Below are 15,133 nucleotides of genomic sequence, written 5' to 3'. Positions count from 1 at the left end.
GTCGGCGACGGTCCTGCGCTTCACGGCTCAACCCTTCTCATCTGCTGTCCTTGTACCTTCATCACAGCTCCGACGGTGGTGCGCCTGGTAGGGCCCTAAGTCCCGACGGCGATGGTCGTTGGTCAGCGCAGGCGGCGCAGCAGCGGAGACTGTGGCGGAGCGCAGGGCGCGATCCTGATCCGCACGTCCACCGTCGTGGCGCCGTCGGTCGTGACGATGACCGGGTTGAGGTCGAGCTCGGCCACCTCGGGCAGGTCTTCGAGCAGCTTGCTCACCCGTACGAGCTGGTCGGCTAGGGCGTCCACCCGGACGAGCGGCGAGCCGCGGTAGCCGTGCAGCAGCGGCGCGCAGCGCAGCTCCTCGATCATCTCGGCGGCGTCGGTGACCGGAGGGACCCGGAAGGCGCGGTCGGCCAGCAGTTCCGCTGTCACACCGCCCATCCCGACCATGACCAGCGGCCCGAAGAAGGGATAGTTGACGCCGCCGATGATGATCTCGACCCCACCGGGCAGCATCGGCTGGAGGACCGCGCCGGTCATCTCCGGGCCGATGCGTGACGACATTTCGTGATACGCCTGGCGTACCTCCTCGGCTGTCCGCAGATTCAGGCGGACACCGCCGACGTCGCTCTTGTGCACGGGACCTGTCGCCTTGAGTACGGCCGGCAGCCCGAGACGGGCGGCGGCCCCGGCGGCATCGTCCGGCCCGTTCACGTCCGCGGACTCCACCAGGCTCAGGCCGTAGCAGCCGAGCAGCCGGAGAGCGGCGGCGGGGGAGAGCCAGCAGCCGTCCGGGTGCACGGCCAGCTCGGCGTGGACGAGCCGGCGAGCGGCGGCGGTGTCGGCGGGCGGGGGTTCGGCGGCGGGCTCGGCCGGTCGGGTGCACCATTCGGCGTAGCGCACCACGTGGGCGAGCGCCTCGACGGCCTGTTCCGGGAACGCGTAGACGGGGATCCGGCCGTCGATCAGTCCGTCATGGCCGACGACGCAGGCCAGCACGGTTGTGGCGGCGTCCTTGGTCGCGGCGGCGATGGCCTGGCGGGTCTCCTCCAGACCCGAGCCGAACGGCGGGGTGTAGATGACGAGCACCACGTCCACCTCGGAAGCCTCGACGAGCGCTTTGACAGCGTCACCGATCTCGTCGGCGGTCGCGTCGGCGGTGAGGTCGACGGGGTTGCCCAGCGCGGCGGCGGTGCGGGCCGCCAGCAACCCAGAGGGCAGCTCGGGTACGACCAGACCGTGCCGCTCGCAGGCGTCGGCGGCCATCGCCTCCGGCCCGCCGGAGTTGCCGACGATCGCGATGCGGCGGCCTCGGGGCAGTGGCTGCGCGGCCAGCAGCCTCGCGGTGTCGAGCAGCTCACCGACGCTGTCGAGGCGGATCACCCCGGAGGCGCGGGCGAGCGCGTCCACCGCCACGTCCGGCGTGGCCGCCGCCGCGGTGTGCGAGCGCACCGCGCGGTCACCCGCGCCCGAGCGGCCGCTCTTGACCAGCAGGATCGGCTTCTTGGCCGCGACGCGCCGGGCGATGCGGGCGAACTTGCGCGGGTTGCCGAACGACTCCAGGTACAGCGCGATCACGTCGGTGTGCTCGTCGTCCTCCCAGTACTCCAGCAGGTCGTTGCCGCTGACGTCGGCCTTGTTGCCGACCGACACGAACGACGACACCTCCAGCCGTTCCAGCAGCGCGGCCCCCACCGCACCCGATTGCGACATCAGCGCGACGCGGCCCGTGGCGGGGGAGCGCGGCAGGAAGCTGGCGTTGAGGCGGGCGGCGGTGTTGACGATGCCCAGGCAGTTCGGGCCGACCAGGCGCATCCCGGCGGTGCGGCAGATCGTCAGCAGGTCCGCCTCCACATCGCGCTGCCCGCTCTCGGCGAACCCGGACGTCAGCACGACGAGCCCGGCCACTCCCGCCTCGGCGCAGTCGCGGGCCACCTCCAGCACGTGTCTGGCGGGAACGGCCACGACGGCCAGATCCACGTCATCGGGAACCCTCGCGTGGCAGGTCAACCCGGCCACTTCGGTCGCGTTGGGGTTGACCGGGAAGAGCGGACCGGTGAAGCCGCCGTCGAGCAGGTTGCGCAGCACCCGGTGCCCGACGCCTGACGGGTCGCGGCTCGCGCCGATCACCGCCACCGACCGCGGTTCCAGCACACGGGTCAGGGAGGCCCGCTCGGCCTCGTGGTCCCGCTCCTCGACGCCCGCGGCCAGCCGTGCCGTCGGTCGCGAGGCGATGGTGAGGTGTAGCGTGCCGCCGTCGCAGCGCCGCGTCACGTCCAGGCCGAGGTCGCGCAGGACATTGATCATCGGCCGGTTCTCGGTGAGCACGTCGGCCACCAGTTCGCGCACTCCGTGGTCGGCCGCGTCGATGGCCACGTGTTCGAGGAGGAGCGTGCCGAGCCCGTGGCCGTGTACGGCGTCGTCCAGGAGGATCGCCAGGTCGGCGCTGCCGTCCTGGGCGGGGATGTACTCGGCGACGGCGACCAGCCGCCCGCGCATGGTGGCGACCAGCGCGTGGCCGCCGTACTTCGCCGAGGTGATGCGGTCCATGTAGGAATGGGCGGTGTTGCGGCCGCCGGTGAAGAAACGCAGGTAGGCCGAGCGTTCCGAGGAGCGGTCCACGAGCTTGTGCAGGTCTGGGCGGTCGGTGGGGTGGAGCGGGCGCACGTGGGCGATGCCACCGTCGCGCAACAGCACGTCATAGCCGTCAGGCATGGTGAGTCTCCAGTTCGGTGGCTGGGCGGCGCGGGGGGCGGGCCACGTACGGGCCGTATCCGAACCTGATGATCATTTGGGGGTGGCCGCGCCGGTGGTGCGGGTCTCTGCGGTGGCGCATGTCGCGCAGGTCCAGCGGCTGGTTGAGGAACGCCGCCGACAGCCCGTGCTCGGTGGCGACCAGGAGCAGCCGCTGCGGCGCCTGCCCGGCGCGCAGCCAGTCGAGCGGCCGGTCGCCGGGAGTGGTGAGCACCGCGAGATGCGGATGGCGTTCGAACGGCGCCTTTCCGGCGCGCCGTCCGAAGTCCCGCGTCGCCGCCGAATCCTTGAGGGGACGTGGCCCCTGCACATAGCCCGGGAGGCCGTCGAAGCGGGCCCCTGGCATCGTCCACGCGGCCAGCTCCGCCTGGTAGTCGTGGTCTCGGGCCAGCTCATCCTCGGCCATGGCGGCATAGTCGAGCGTCTCCGCGGCGCCGCGCCGGTCGAGGGGCAGCAAATGCGCGCCCTCGCGGGACGCCGGGCTCCTCATCAGGGTCTGGCAGCAGCCAGACCAGCGACCGCCGCCCGCTCACCCGCACCGCCAGGCGCAGGTTGAACAGGGCCGCGCCGCAGCTCACAAGCTGGGACCGCCCTCGCGAATCGCTCACCCGCAGTCGCCGGTCGGGATCGGCCCGCAAACTGATCTCCTCACCGGACACGGCGAAGCGCCACGACTGGGTGTTGTGCACGGAAGGCGCCTGACCGGCCGCGACGAGCAGCCGCCTGACGCCGAGCTTGGTAGCGAGTGATGGGGACATGACGCACCTCCCGCCATCCACGCTGTCGCAGGTGCCGAGCCCTGCGGTAGTGCCGTCCGGCCCCCGCCTTGGTGCCGGAGGTCCCTGCCCATCGGGTGCGCGGGAAGCGTTCACTGAGGGCCGTCGCATCTAACGGGGCGGGACCTTTGGCCCTGTCCGGCTGCTTCCCCTGTGTGATGCCCTGGTGTCATCACCGAGTGGAGGTGCTGTCATGGCCGCTTGCACGACACAGCATCGAGAGCACGCCATCGAGACGGCATTGAAGGCCGCCCGTTGGGGCCCTTCCGTACACAACACCCAGCCCTGGTCTTTCGGTGTCTCCGGTGAGGAGATCAGTTAGCGGGCCGACACCGACAGGAAGCTGCTCATCGGTCGAGCACACGCGGGCGCTGGGCGCGGAGATCGAGCGCCGCCGCACCCACCGCGCCGGCTTCACTGACCTGCCGGTGCCCGAGCGGCTGCTCGAAGCGCTGGTCAAGGACGCGAGCAACGAGGGGGCCAGGCTGACGCCGGTCGGTTCGCCCGTTGCGGTGAGCCTCATCGCGGGGCTCACTCAGGCCGCGCAGGCGGTGCAGTCTCAGGACAGGGTGCTCACCCTGGAGGTGATCCGCTGGGCCCGCCTGCCGGGCAGCGCCCGCAAGGACGGCGTGCCGGCCGAGGGCTACCCGCGGCAGGCGGCCCGGACCGGCCCGCACTTCCCGCAGCGCGACTACGCCTGGCGCCACGATTGGGGCAGTCAAGCCGATCAGAGCGCCTCCACGGCGCCCGGAGTTGGGGCCCTGCTCACCACCCCGGGCGACACCCGCCAGGAATGGACCGCGACGGGGCAGGCACTGCAGAGCGTTCTGCTGCGTGCTTGGGTGTACGGGGTCAGCGCCGCCTTCCACACCCAGGCGCTGGAGATGTACCACCTGCGCGAGTTCCTCAGACAGGAGCTGTGCTCGCAGGAGTACCCCCAGATGATCATGCGGCTCGGGATCACCTTCGACGACAAGGAATCGGTCCGCCGCCCGCTGTCTGACACGCTGGAGTGAGAGCCGAGCGCTTATCGACCCGTGGGAGGTGGTCGTGGGCGTGTCGCGGTGTAACACTGATCTCCATGACGGAAGGCGAGCATCGCCCGTTGATGCCGAACACGCGGCTGGATGAGTTGCTGGCCGAGTTGCAGGTGCGGCTGAACGCCGTGCTGTCGACCCGCGACCGGGTGCATGCGTTGCTCGAAGCCGTTGTGTTGGTGGGCAGTGATCTGGATCTGGAGACGGTGCTGCGCCGGATCGTGGAGACCGCGACCAGGTTGGTGGACGCCAGCTACGGCGCGCTGGGCGTGGTCGGGCAGGAGAACACGCTCGTCCAGTTCATCCCGGTCGGGCTGAGCGAGGAGGAGATCGCCCGCATCGAGCACTGGCCGCACGGACTCGGTCTGCTCGGGCTGCTGATCAAGGACACCCGCCCGCTGCGGCTCGGCCGCATCTCCGACCATCCCGAGTCCTATGGGTTCCCTTCCGGGCATCCGCCGATGGGCACCTTTCTCGGGGTGCCGGTACGGGTGCGCGATGAGGTGTTCGGCAACCTTTACTTGACGGAGAAGCGGGGCGGGGCGGAGTTCGACGAGGAGGACGAGGCCATCGTCATCGCCTTGGCCGCCGCGGCCGGCGTCGCCGTGGAGAACGCCCGCCTGTATGAGGAGACCCGGCGGCGCGAGACGTGGCTGCAGGCCTCCTCCGAGGTCACCACCAGCCTGCTGTCCGGGGCCGACCCGCGCGAGGTGCTCACTCTGATGGCGGCCCGCGCCCGCCAGATGAGCGATGCCGACCTCGTGAAGATCCTGATGCCGGAGGCGGGCGGCCGGTCGCTGGTGGTGGAGTACGTCGATGGCGAGCACGCCGAACAGGTGGCGGGCCTGACCTTCGATCTGGCGGCCACCGCGGCGGGTCAGGTTTACACCCGAGGCGAGGCGGTGTCGGCGGAGGACCTGAATGAGACGAACTCCCCGTTGCGTCATTTGGGCTTCGGCCCGGAGCTGCTGATGCCTTTGGGGGTGGGGGAGAAGGTACGTGGCGTGGTGGCGGTGGCGAAACGGTCGGGCCGGCTGCCGTTCAGCGCCGCGGATCTGCGCATGCTGGGGGCATTTGCCGGGCAGGCCGCCATCGCGCTGGAGCTGGCCGAGGCCCGCAAGGACGCCGAACGCCTCGGCCTGCTCGAAGATCGCGACCGTATCGCCAAGGACCTGCACGACGTGGTCATCCAGCGGCTGTTCGCGATCGCGATGACGCTGATGAGCACGGTCCGGCTGGTGGACAAACCCGAGGTGTCGAACCGGATGCAGTACGCGATCGACGAGCTGGACGCGACCATTCGGCAGATCCGCTCGACCATCTTCGCCCTGCAGGGGCCGCGCGAGACGGCCGGGCCCAGCCTGCGCGCGCAGATCGTGGAGTTGGGGGAATCGGCTCGTGGCCATCTCGGCTTCATGCCCGGCCTGCTGATGGAGGGCCAGCTCGACAACCGCGTGCCCGAACCCATCGCCGAGCACCTGCTGGCTGTTCTGCGCGAGGCGCTGTCCAATGTGGTCCGCCACGCCAAGGCCTCCAAAGCAGATATTTCTGTCGAAGTGGCGGATGACGTTCTCACGCTGGCCGTTCAGGACAACGGCGTCGGGCTGCCCGCCGGTGGCAGGCGCAGCGGCCTGCGCAACCTGCACGAGCGTGCCACCACGCTTGGCGGCTCCTTCGACGTCACCTCTCCGGAGGCAGGGGGGACCGCTCTTCGCTGGAGCGTCCCCCTCTGACGCTGGGCCTGCCCTTATCGGCGAAGGTCTCGCTCATTCCCGCCGATCTGCGCGCAGCCGTGCCGCGAGTGCCGCTGCCTGAGTACGGCGTTGCATGTCGAGCTTGGACAGCAGGTTGGACACATAGTTCTTGACCGTCTTCTCGGCCAGGAACATCCGCTCGCCGATCTGCCGATTGGTCAGCCCCTCGCCGATCAGGTCCAGGATGTGCCGTTCCTGCTCCGACAGCGCCGCCAGCGGGTCCCTCCTGGCGGCCTGCTCCCGCGGCCGCTGCAGCATCGCCGCGGTGGTCTGCGGATCGAGCAGCGACTGCCCCGAGGCGACCGTACGCACGGCGCCGACCAGGTCGGAGCCGTGGATCTGTTTGAGCACGTAACCGGCCGCGCCCGCCATCACCGCCTCGAACAACGCGTCATCGTCGGCATAGGAGGTCAGCATCAGGCACGCCAGCTCCGGCAGCCTGGAACGGGCCTCGCGGCACACGTCCACACCATTGCCATCCGGCAGCCGCACGTCCAGCACCGCCACGTCCGGCTTGAGCGCCGGAATACGGGCGATCGCCGACTCCGCGGTCCCGGCCTCGCCGATCACCTCGATGTCGTACTCGGAGCCCAGCAGGGCAGCCACGCCCCGCCGCACCACTTCATGGTCATCAACGAGGAACACCCGAATCATGCTCCGACGCTAACCGGCCGGGCCCACCACAGAGAAGGGACCATAGTCCCTAATCAGCAGCACAGCGGTTTCCCCGGGGTCGCGAGCTCGTTCCTCCGAGCCTTCTCATGGCCGCGTGTTCTTCGTCTACGGGGCCTTCGGCGCTACATCCGCACCTCCCAGAAAGACAGAGCGCCAATGACGTCTTTCACCGTGATCGGCATGTCGGACCCTCCTTCGGATACGTCTCGATCCCACAGCCAGGCGCTCTGGACTGACAGGGGCGGAAGTCCCAGAGCATCCGGTCCTTGGTCCGTACGGCGGATGCGGTGACGGTGAAGAACCACACCGAAACCGGCTTAGCCGTACGAAGTGCCAAAGGTCCCGGTATGGCGGGCCGTATGGCACTGCCCGCCGGTCACCGGAAACGGTGTGATCGGGGTGTGAGCAGAGCAGCCCATCCGCATGGAAAGGGGGCCGTCATGGCGACCACACGTTCAACCCCCATGAACGTCGACACGAGGGACAACGCCACTCGCCCAGTCGACTATGTCTGGGCGATCGCCCGGATCTCGATCGGCTGGATCTTCCTGTGGGCGTTCCTGGACAAGACCTTCGGCTGGGGCTTCGCCACCCCCGCCAACCGCGCCTGGATCTCCGGCGGCAGCCCCACCACCGGCTTCCTCAAGGGCACCGGAGAAAACGCGCTCGGCGGGCTCTTCTCCGGCCTGGCCGGACAGCCCTGGGTGGACTGGCTGTTCATGCTCGGGCTGCTGGGCATCGGCCTCGCGCTGATCCTGGGTGTCGGCCTCCGGGTCGCGGCCGTCACCGGCGGCCTGCTGCTGGTCCTGATGTGGGCGGCCGAACTGCCCCTGGACACCAACCCGTTCATGGACGAACACCTCATCTACGCCGTCGTCCTGATCGGCCTCGCCCTGGCAGGTGCCGGCACCACCCTGGGCCTCGGCAAGCTCCCCATCATCCGACGCAACCCCTACCTGAAGTAGTGCGCCCCGCGCTCGTGCCCACCCTTCGGCCCAGGGTGGGCATCGCGCTGTGCCGCTCCCAGCACACACCCGTTCACGGATAGGCATAACGGCGAGCCGTCCGGGACCTTGTGCCCTGGCCGCCTTGCCGGCCCGAGACGACGGTGGGGGCACGTCGACGAACACAGAGGTGAGACGGTCATGGCCGATCACATGAGCCCGCTGGATGCGGCATTCCTGGATCTCGAAGACGAGGAGCCCGAGGTGTCCATGGCGATCTCGTCGGTCGCCGTCTTCGAAGGGCCGGCGCCCGTCCCGGAGGAGTTCCTCGCGGCGATCAGGGCCCGGCTTCCGCTGGTGCCGCGCTACCGGCAGAAGGCCCGCCAGGTGCCGCTCGACCTCGGCTCGCCGGTATGGGTGGACGACCCCGCGTTCGATCTGAGCTATCACGTCCAGCGCGTGGCCCTCGCTCCACCGGGTGACGACACAGCGCTCCACGACCGGATCGGCGACATCATGTCGCAGCGACTCGATCGCGCCCGGCCTTTGTGGGAGTACTGGGTGATCGAGGGGCTGTCCGGCGGCCGATGGGCACTTGTGTCAAAAGTGCACCTTTGCATGGTCGACGGGGTGTCCGGCACGCACCTCTACCAAGTGATCCTCGACGAGACACCTCAAGGTGGAGCGGAGCCGCCACCGGACGTGTGGGCTCCGGCACCCGAGCCGTCCACACTGAGCCTGACCGCGGGCGCGCTGCGCGACCTGCTCCTCAATCCGGTCGAGCAGACGCGCATGATCGGCCGAGCGCTCGCCGCGCCGCGCGCCACCGTCAGGCGCGTCGCGAACACCGCGCGCGGGCTGATCGCCCTGACCAGTGCGCTGTGGCCCGCGAGCGCCTCCACCCTGACCGGCCCGATCGGCGAGTACCGGCGATACGCCGTGGGCCGCGGATCGCTGACTGACGTCAAGGAGATCGCTCATCGGGCAGATGCCACCGTCAACGACGTGGTGCTGTCCGCGATCAGCGGCGCTTTCCGCCACCTGCTGCTCCAGCGCGGCGAGGAGCCGCACGCGCACGCGGTGCGCTCGCTGGTCCCGGTGTCGGTACGTGCCCGCGGGGAGGAGGGCGTGTGTGAAAACCGGGTGTCGCTGATGCTGGCGTTCCTGCCGGTACACGTGGCCGATCCGGTCGCGCGGCTGCGCGCCGTACACGAGCACCTCGCCGAGCTGAAGGCGAGCGGGGAGGCTCAGGCGGGGGAGGCGATGACCGCGCTGGCTGGCCACGAGCCCTTCCTGCCCATCTCCTGGGGGTTGCGGCTGGCCGCGCACCTGCCACAGCGCCACGTCGTCACGGTCACCACGAATGTGCCCGGGCCGCGCGGGCCGCTGTACCTGCTCGGCCGGCGGGTGCTTGAGATCCTCACGTACGTCCCGATCGCCTTGCGGTTGCGTACCGGCGTGTCGATCTTCACGTACGGCGATCAGGTCACTTTCGGCGTCACCGGCGACTACGACAGCGCGCCAGAGGTCGAGCCGCTCGCCCGCACCATCGAGAACGAAATTCAAGCGCTGAGCCTCGCCTACCGCCCAGGCCCCGCCCCGCCGGTGGTCACGCCGCTGCGTCCCAAGGGCGGCCGGCCACGAAGGGCGGTCGGGCGTCTGGCTCGCCGTGGACGACGTAGGTGACCAGCGCCTGGCCGCCGACTGGGGCCGAGCGCAGGCCTTGGCGGGCAGGAACCCGGGCCGGGCCTCGCTCCATCCTCGCCTGTCGGCCGGAAAGGCCGAAAGCCTCCTTGAACAGGGACTTTCGCCGCTGTCGACGGGTGCGTTCCGTTGCGACCCTGACCTTGAGCGGAGGCTTCGCTCAAGGAGGAAGACACTTAAGGAGGATGACATGGGAGTCATGATTTCCCCCGCCGGCCCTTGGAACGGATGGAGCCACATGTGGGGCAGTGGATCGGGATTGATGTGGGGCGGCTTCATGATGCTGCTCTGGATCGGCCTCATCGCCCTGGTGGTATGGCTGGTCGCGCGGGCGTTCACAGGCCAGGACCTCAGCTCGTCGCCCGAACGCTCTGGTCTCGAGCGGCGCATGAGGTGCTCGCCGAGCGGTACGCCAGCGGCGAGATCTCCACCGATGAATACCGGGACAGGCTCGATCATCTCGACCATACGGGATAGCCCGGCAAGGACGTGGACGTGATCGTCCGGGTTTCCGCCTCAGGAGACGAGGGGTGAGATCGTCGCCGGTTCGACAGGTTCACCATCCCGGCCTGGCGGCGGGGCGGCTGGTGGCCTGGGCCGAATGGTGGGCTGAGGGCGATTTCACCCGGTTAAGCGTCGAGGACGCTGTGTTCCGATAGGGGTCGAAGGTCCCATCCGGGTGGGGACCGTGGCCTCTGAACGCCGAGGCCGGTCCGCCGGACGATGGTGGCATGAGAATCGGAATCAATGGATTCGGCAGGATCGGCCGGGCCGTCCTGCGTCGCGCGCTCCGCACCGACCTGGAGATCGTCGCCATCAACGACATCACCGAGGCGGCCGCACTGGCCCACCTGCTCAAGCACGACTCCACCTATGGCGCGCTCGACCTTCCCGTCGCCGCCTCCACCGACGCTCTGACCGTCAACGGTACGAGCATCGCGATCAGCGCCCACGCCGACCCCGCCGCGATCGACTGGCGTGCCCAGGGCGTGGAACTGGTCATCGACGCCACCGGTCGCTTCCGGACCAGGGATGCGCTGGCCGGCCATCTGAAGGCGGGTGCCCGCAGGGTGCTGTTATCGGCTCCCGGCAAGGGCCTGGACGTCACCATCGTGCACGGCGTCAACGACGCCGCCTACGACCCGGCCCGGCACGAGATCGTCTCACTGGCCTCGTGCACCACCAACTGCGTCGCTCCCATGGTCAAGGTGCTTCACCAGAGCTTCGGCCTGGTGCGCGGGTTCATGACCACCATCCACGCCTACACCGGTGACCAGATGCTGCTGGACGGGCCGCACAAGGACCCGCGCAGAGCGCGTTCGGCCGCGGTGAACATCGTGCCGACCACCACCGGCGCGGCCCGCATGGTCGGCCAGGTGCTGCCCGAGCTGGACGGCAGGCTGGACGGCATCGCCATCAGGGTGCCGGTCGAAGACGGCTCGATCACCGACCTGAGCGCCCAGCTCTCCCGACCGGTCACCGCGCAGGAGGTCAACGACGCCTTCGCCGCCGCTGCCGCGGGCGAGCTGCACGGCATCCTGCGCTACAGCACCGATCCGCTCGTCTCCCGTGACATCATCGGTGACGCCGCCTCGTGCGTGTTCGATTCCGGGCTCACCCAGGCCGGCGGCGATCTGGTCAAGGTGTTCGGCTGGTACGACAACGAGTGGGGTTATGCCAACCGGCTGGTCGAAATGGCCCAGCGAATGGCATGACGCTCGCCTTCTGGTTCGAGACTTTCGTCCCTTCGGTTCACCGGCCGTGGATGCGGCGGCCGGTGATCTGGTGCGGGACGATGCGGATGTAGAGCTGCCGGTCGCCACCGGCCCACGGGGTGACGTCGGAATCGGTGACCTTGGCCAGTTCATCCGGCGGTACGTGGTGGGCGGGGCCCTGGATGAGGACGCTCCATCCCTCACTCTGGGCCTCGTCCATCCTGTCGACCTCGAAACCGATTTTGATCTCCACGCCTGCCAGGCCGGTGCGCAGGTCCTGGTCCATCGGTCCGCCCGGCGAGGTGCGGAACACGATGGCGCCGTCGTGGAGCTTGTAGTTGACGGGCAGCACCGTCGGTCCGTGCGAGCCGTTGAACGCCACTCGGCCGACACCGCCGGGCGCGACCAGGCGCAGGCATTCCGCAGGCTCAAGCACTTCCGGGACCGGGTCGGCCGAGGCGGGGCCACCACCTGGCGGACGATCTTGACCGCCGCCCAGCAGGTCTTGAACGGTGGTCTCCAGCGCGGCGGCCAGGCGGGTCAGTGTTTCGATGTTCGGGGGGCTCAGATGCCCTTCCAGGTACTGGACGTACCCGGTGGACATCTCCGCGCGGTCGGCGACCTGCTCATGGGTGAGGCCCAGCCGCTCGCGATGGTGAATCATGCGACGTCCGAAGTCGCCGGTGCCTGTCATGAACGTCTCCTCGTCCTCGGTGGTGAAGGTGCGGCTGGTGCCGAGTGGCAGGGTGACGCCGTCGACACGTGTTTTGTCGCGATCAACGTCGATGACCAATTGATGGCCGCGGTAGCGGATCGGCAGCGACAGCGCGGCGAGCCGGTCGGGCAGGAGCGGGTTGAGGTGCAGGCCGTCGGGGTGGATCTCCAGGCCCAGGTAGCAGCGCTGCAATATGTCCAGCGTGCCGGCCATCGCGCCGAGGTGGATGCCCTCCGCGGTGGTGCCGCCCTGGATGTCGTTGATGTCGCTGAACAGCGCTTCGGCGAAGTACTGCCACGAGCGGGCCCGGTCTGAGCGGGCGAGTACCCAGGTGTGTACGACGGCGCTGAGGGTCGAGCCGTGGCTGGTGCGGTCCAGGTAGTAGCTGATGGTATGAGGGATCAAGTCCGGCGTGGCCGAGTAGCCGAGCCGGTCCAGGATCGCCAGTAACTCCTCGGCGCTCAGCAGGTAGCACAGCATCAGCGTGTCGGCCTGCTTGGCCGCCTTGTAGCGGTTGACGTCGTCGCCGTCGGCTTCGAGCGCGCGGTCGAGGCGGCGCACGCCGCGGTAACGATCCCAGTCCAGCTCTGATAAGTCCGCGTACCCGGTGAACTGGCTGAGCACGCCGTCGTGGAAGTCGATCCGCATGCGGCGGGTGATGTCCTCCCAGCGCGCCGACTCCTCAGGACCAACCTTCCCGGTGTCGAGCGCGCGCGACAGCAGCCACACGGTCATGACATTGGTGTAGGCATTGTTGTTCAGGCCGGGTGAGGAGGCGCCCGGGTAGGCGGTGTGGTATTCGTCGGGTCCCATGACGCCGTGGATCTCGTACCGTCCCGATGTGGGGTCGAGCACGGACAGCGAGGCGAAGAATCTGGCGATCTCGATGAGCAGTTCCGCGCACCACGTCGGCATCGATCCAGTCGCCAGGTAGTACTGCCACACGTTGTAGGCGATGGCCAGCCCCACATGCCGCTGCAGATGAGACACGTCCGGAAGCCAGCGGCCCGAAGAGGGGTTCAGGTGCAGCGTCTGGGTCTCCTCCTGCCCGTCACTGCCGCTCTGCCAAGGAAACATCGCGCCGTCATACCCCGCGTCGCGGGCCGCTGCCCTGGCTTCGGGCAGCCGCCGCCACCGGTAACGCAGCAGGCCGAGCGAGATCTCGGGGAAACGCAGGTTCAGCCATGGCAGGACGAACAGTTCGTCCCAGAACACGTGCCCGCGGTAGGCCTCGCCGTGCAGCCCGCGGGCGGGCACACCCGCGTCCAGGTCCGCGGTGTGCGGGGAGAGGGTCTGTAACAGGTGGAAGATATGCAGGTGGACGATCTGCGCCAGTTCCGGGCCGTCCACCTCCAGCCGGGCGTCCTGCCACAACCGCTCCCATGCCGCTACGTGCCGGGCGAGTAACTCTTCGAAACGCGGCGCCGGCCGTAGCCGGCGCAGGGCCGCCGAACGGGCGTCGTGGATGGCGGGATCGCGTGAGGTCACCAGCGCCACGACCTTGGTCACCGTCGCGGGCACACCCTCGACGACGTCGAAAACGTGCTCGGCGGTGATCCGGTCAGCCGAGCTGGTCACCTCGGGCACCGCCGGCGCGTCCATGTGCGCGGCGAGCGCGACCGCGATCTGAGAGGAGCGCGTGACCGCGGTGAGCCAGGTCAGCTCGCCTTGCGTACCGGTCGCGTGGCCGGTCAGATGATCGCCGCGCAGGTCACGGTAGCGGGCCACGCCGCTGTTGGTCACCCCGCCGTCCAGGGTGGCGCGGACGCGCAGCGGGCCGGACCAGTTCTCCGCGGTGAAGGTGGTCTCCAGGGCGGCCAGGTATGGGTCGGCCATGGACACCAGACGGCGTTGCCGTACGAGAGTGACGCGGCCCGCCTCGTCACGCCAGCGTAACTCGCGCAGCAGCACCCCCTGCCGCAGGTCGAGCTCCTGCCGGTAGTCCAGCAGGTCGGCCCGCTCCGGGCGGAACCAGTCCGAGCCGGGGGTGGCGAACGTCAGTGGCAGCCAGTCGGGCAGGTTGACCAAGTCCTCGTTGGTGACCGTGCGGCCCGCGACCGTGGAGGCCAGCCGGTCGTAGCAGCCCGCGGCATAGGTGCCCGGCGTCCGCACCTCACCGTCGGGCGTCGCGCCGCGCGTGGCGAACCGGCCATTGCCCAGCGTGCACAGCGCCTCGCGCAACCCCTCCGAAGCCAGGTCGAACCCCTCGTAGGCGAGCGTCCAGGGATTCATCGCCGCAACACTGGGACGCTGCCGGTAACGGCCAGTTCGGCCAGGTCCGTCACCACGATGTCCGCTCCGACGCGGCGCATCGCGGCGCCCTGGGAGCCCGTCCGGTCCACCCCGACGACCAGGGCGAAGCCGCCTCTGCGCCCCGCTTCGACACCGGGAAGCGCGTCCTCCACGATCGCCACTTCGCCTGCCGCACGCTCCAACCGCTGGGCGGCTTCCAGGAACAATGCCGGGTCAGGCTTTCCCGGCAGGCTCAGCCGCGCGGCTTCGTTGCCGTCGACCAGTACGTCGAACAGGTGCGTCAGTCCCGCGGACGAGATCACCGCGCGGCAGTGCCTGCTGGCCGACACCACGGCGGTACGGCAACCGCGCTGCCGCAGCTCGTGCAGCAGATCGACGGTTGAGCCGAAGGCGGCCACCCCATGCTCGGCGATCTCCTGGACGAACAGCGCGTCCTTGGCCAGCCCGAGCCCGTGCACGGTCGGCGTGCCCGGCTTGTCCTGTGGCCCGCCTTCGGGCAGGCAGATGCCGCGGGAGGCCAGGAAGGTGCGGACCCCGTCCAGGCGCGACCGGCCGTCGACGTAGCGCAGGTAGTCGGCGCGGATGTCGAAGGGGGTGGAACGGCCGCGCAGGAAGGCGTCGAACACGTGCTTCCACGCGGCCGCGTGGACCCTGGCGGTGTCGGTGACCACACCGTCGGTGTCGAAGACGACGGCACGGAGCCGCGTCAGGTCGATGGCTGCCATGCCCATGACGCTACGCACCCGTCACTGGGGCGAACAGGGTCCTTCGGCTCTTGCCTGACGGACTTCCGGCCCTGCAACGACG

Annotated in this window: 10 protein-coding genes; 5 read left to right on the top strand and 5 right to left on the bottom strand. The window is 69.4% G+C overall.

Features of this window, described 5'->3' with window-relative positions:
• Window positions 1-122: 122 nt before the first annotated feature.
• The gene (locus AB0L53_RS40365; RefSeq protein ID WP_364006050.1) at window positions 123-2,714 is read right to left on the bottom strand and encodes a GNAT family N-acetyltransferase; all 2,592 of its coding nucleotides are present in this window, start codon (window positions 2,712-2,714) and stop codon (window positions 123-125) included.
• Window positions 2,707-3,243: a hypothetical protein gene (locus AB0L53_RS40360; RefSeq protein ID WP_364006047.1), complete on the bottom strand. Its 537-nt coding sequence runs from the start codon at window positions 3,241-3,243 to the stop codon at window positions 2,707-2,709. The genes AB0L53_RS40365 and AB0L53_RS40360 overlap by 8 nt, the downstream gene beginning before the upstream one ends.
• 591 nt (window positions 3,244-3,834) lie before the next feature.
• Between AB0L53_RS40360 and AB0L53_RS40355 the strand changes: the two genes are divergently transcribed.
• Window positions 3,835-4,545, top strand: coding sequence for a nitroreductase family protein (locus AB0L53_RS40355; protein ID WP_364006044.1), 711 nt, complete (start codon window positions 3,835-3,837; stop codon window positions 4,543-4,545).
• A 65-nt stretch (window positions 4,546-4,610) separates the two neighbouring features.
• Entirely contained in the window at window positions 4,611-6,299 is a 1,689-nt protein-coding gene (locus AB0L53_RS40350; RefSeq protein WP_364006041.1) for a GAF domain-containing protein, read from the top strand.
• A 33-nt stretch (window positions 6,300-6,332) separates the two neighbouring features.
• Here the strand turns inward: AB0L53_RS40350 and AB0L53_RS40345 are convergent, their stop codons facing one another.
• A complete protein-coding gene (locus tag AB0L53_RS40345) occupies window positions 6,333-6,974 on the bottom strand; it encodes a response regulator transcription factor (protein WP_364006038.1) in 642 nt (213 codons plus the stop codon).
• A 461-nt stretch (window positions 6,975-7,435) separates the two neighbouring features.
• On the opposite strand from AB0L53_RS40345, the gene AB0L53_RS40340 reads away from it, so the two are divergent.
• The 3 genes from AB0L53_RS40340 (at window position 7,436) to gap (ending at window position 11,358) form a co-directional block, all read left to right on the top strand.
• Complete coding sequence (locus AB0L53_RS40340; protein ID WP_364006035.1) at window positions 7,436-7,960, top strand: hypothetical protein; 525 nt, start codon at window positions 7,436-7,438, stop codon at window positions 7,958-7,960.
• A 180-nt stretch (window positions 7,961-8,140) separates the two neighbouring features.
• Window positions 8,141-9,625, top strand: coding sequence for a wax ester/triacylglycerol synthase family O-acyltransferase (locus AB0L53_RS40335; protein WP_364006032.1), 1,485 nt, complete (start codon window positions 8,141-8,143; stop codon window positions 9,623-9,625).
• Window positions 9,626-10,374: 749 nt separating this feature from the next.
• Entirely contained in the window at window positions 10,375-11,358 is a 984-nt protein-coding gene (gene gap / locus AB0L53_RS40330; RefSeq protein WP_364006029.1) for a type I glyceraldehyde-3-phosphate dehydrogenase, read from the top strand.
• 37 nt (window positions 11,359-11,395) lie between these two features.
• On the opposite strand, the gene AB0L53_RS40325 is transcribed toward gap, so the two are convergent.
• On the bottom strand, window positions 11,396-14,305 hold the full coding sequence (locus tag AB0L53_RS40325; protein ID WP_364006026.1) for a pyridoxamine 5'-phosphate oxidase family protein: 2,910 nt from the start codon (window positions 14,303-14,305) through the stop codon (window positions 11,396-11,398).
• Complete coding sequence (locus AB0L53_RS40320) at window positions 14,302-15,051, bottom strand: HAD-IA family hydrolase (protein WP_364006023.1); 750 nt, start codon at window positions 15,049-15,051, stop codon at window positions 14,302-14,304. Before AB0L53_RS40320 ends, AB0L53_RS40325 begins: the two co-directional genes overlap by 4 nt.
• Between the last annotated feature and the right edge of the window lie 82 nt (window positions 15,052-15,133).

It is taken from the genome of Nonomuraea sp. NPDC052129 (genome assembly GCF_040680095.1).
Classification (GTDB): domain Bacteria; phylum Actinomycetota; class Actinomycetes; order Streptosporangiales; family Streptosporangiaceae; genus Nonomuraea.
This window is presented reverse-complemented; position numbering and strand designations above follow the sequence as displayed.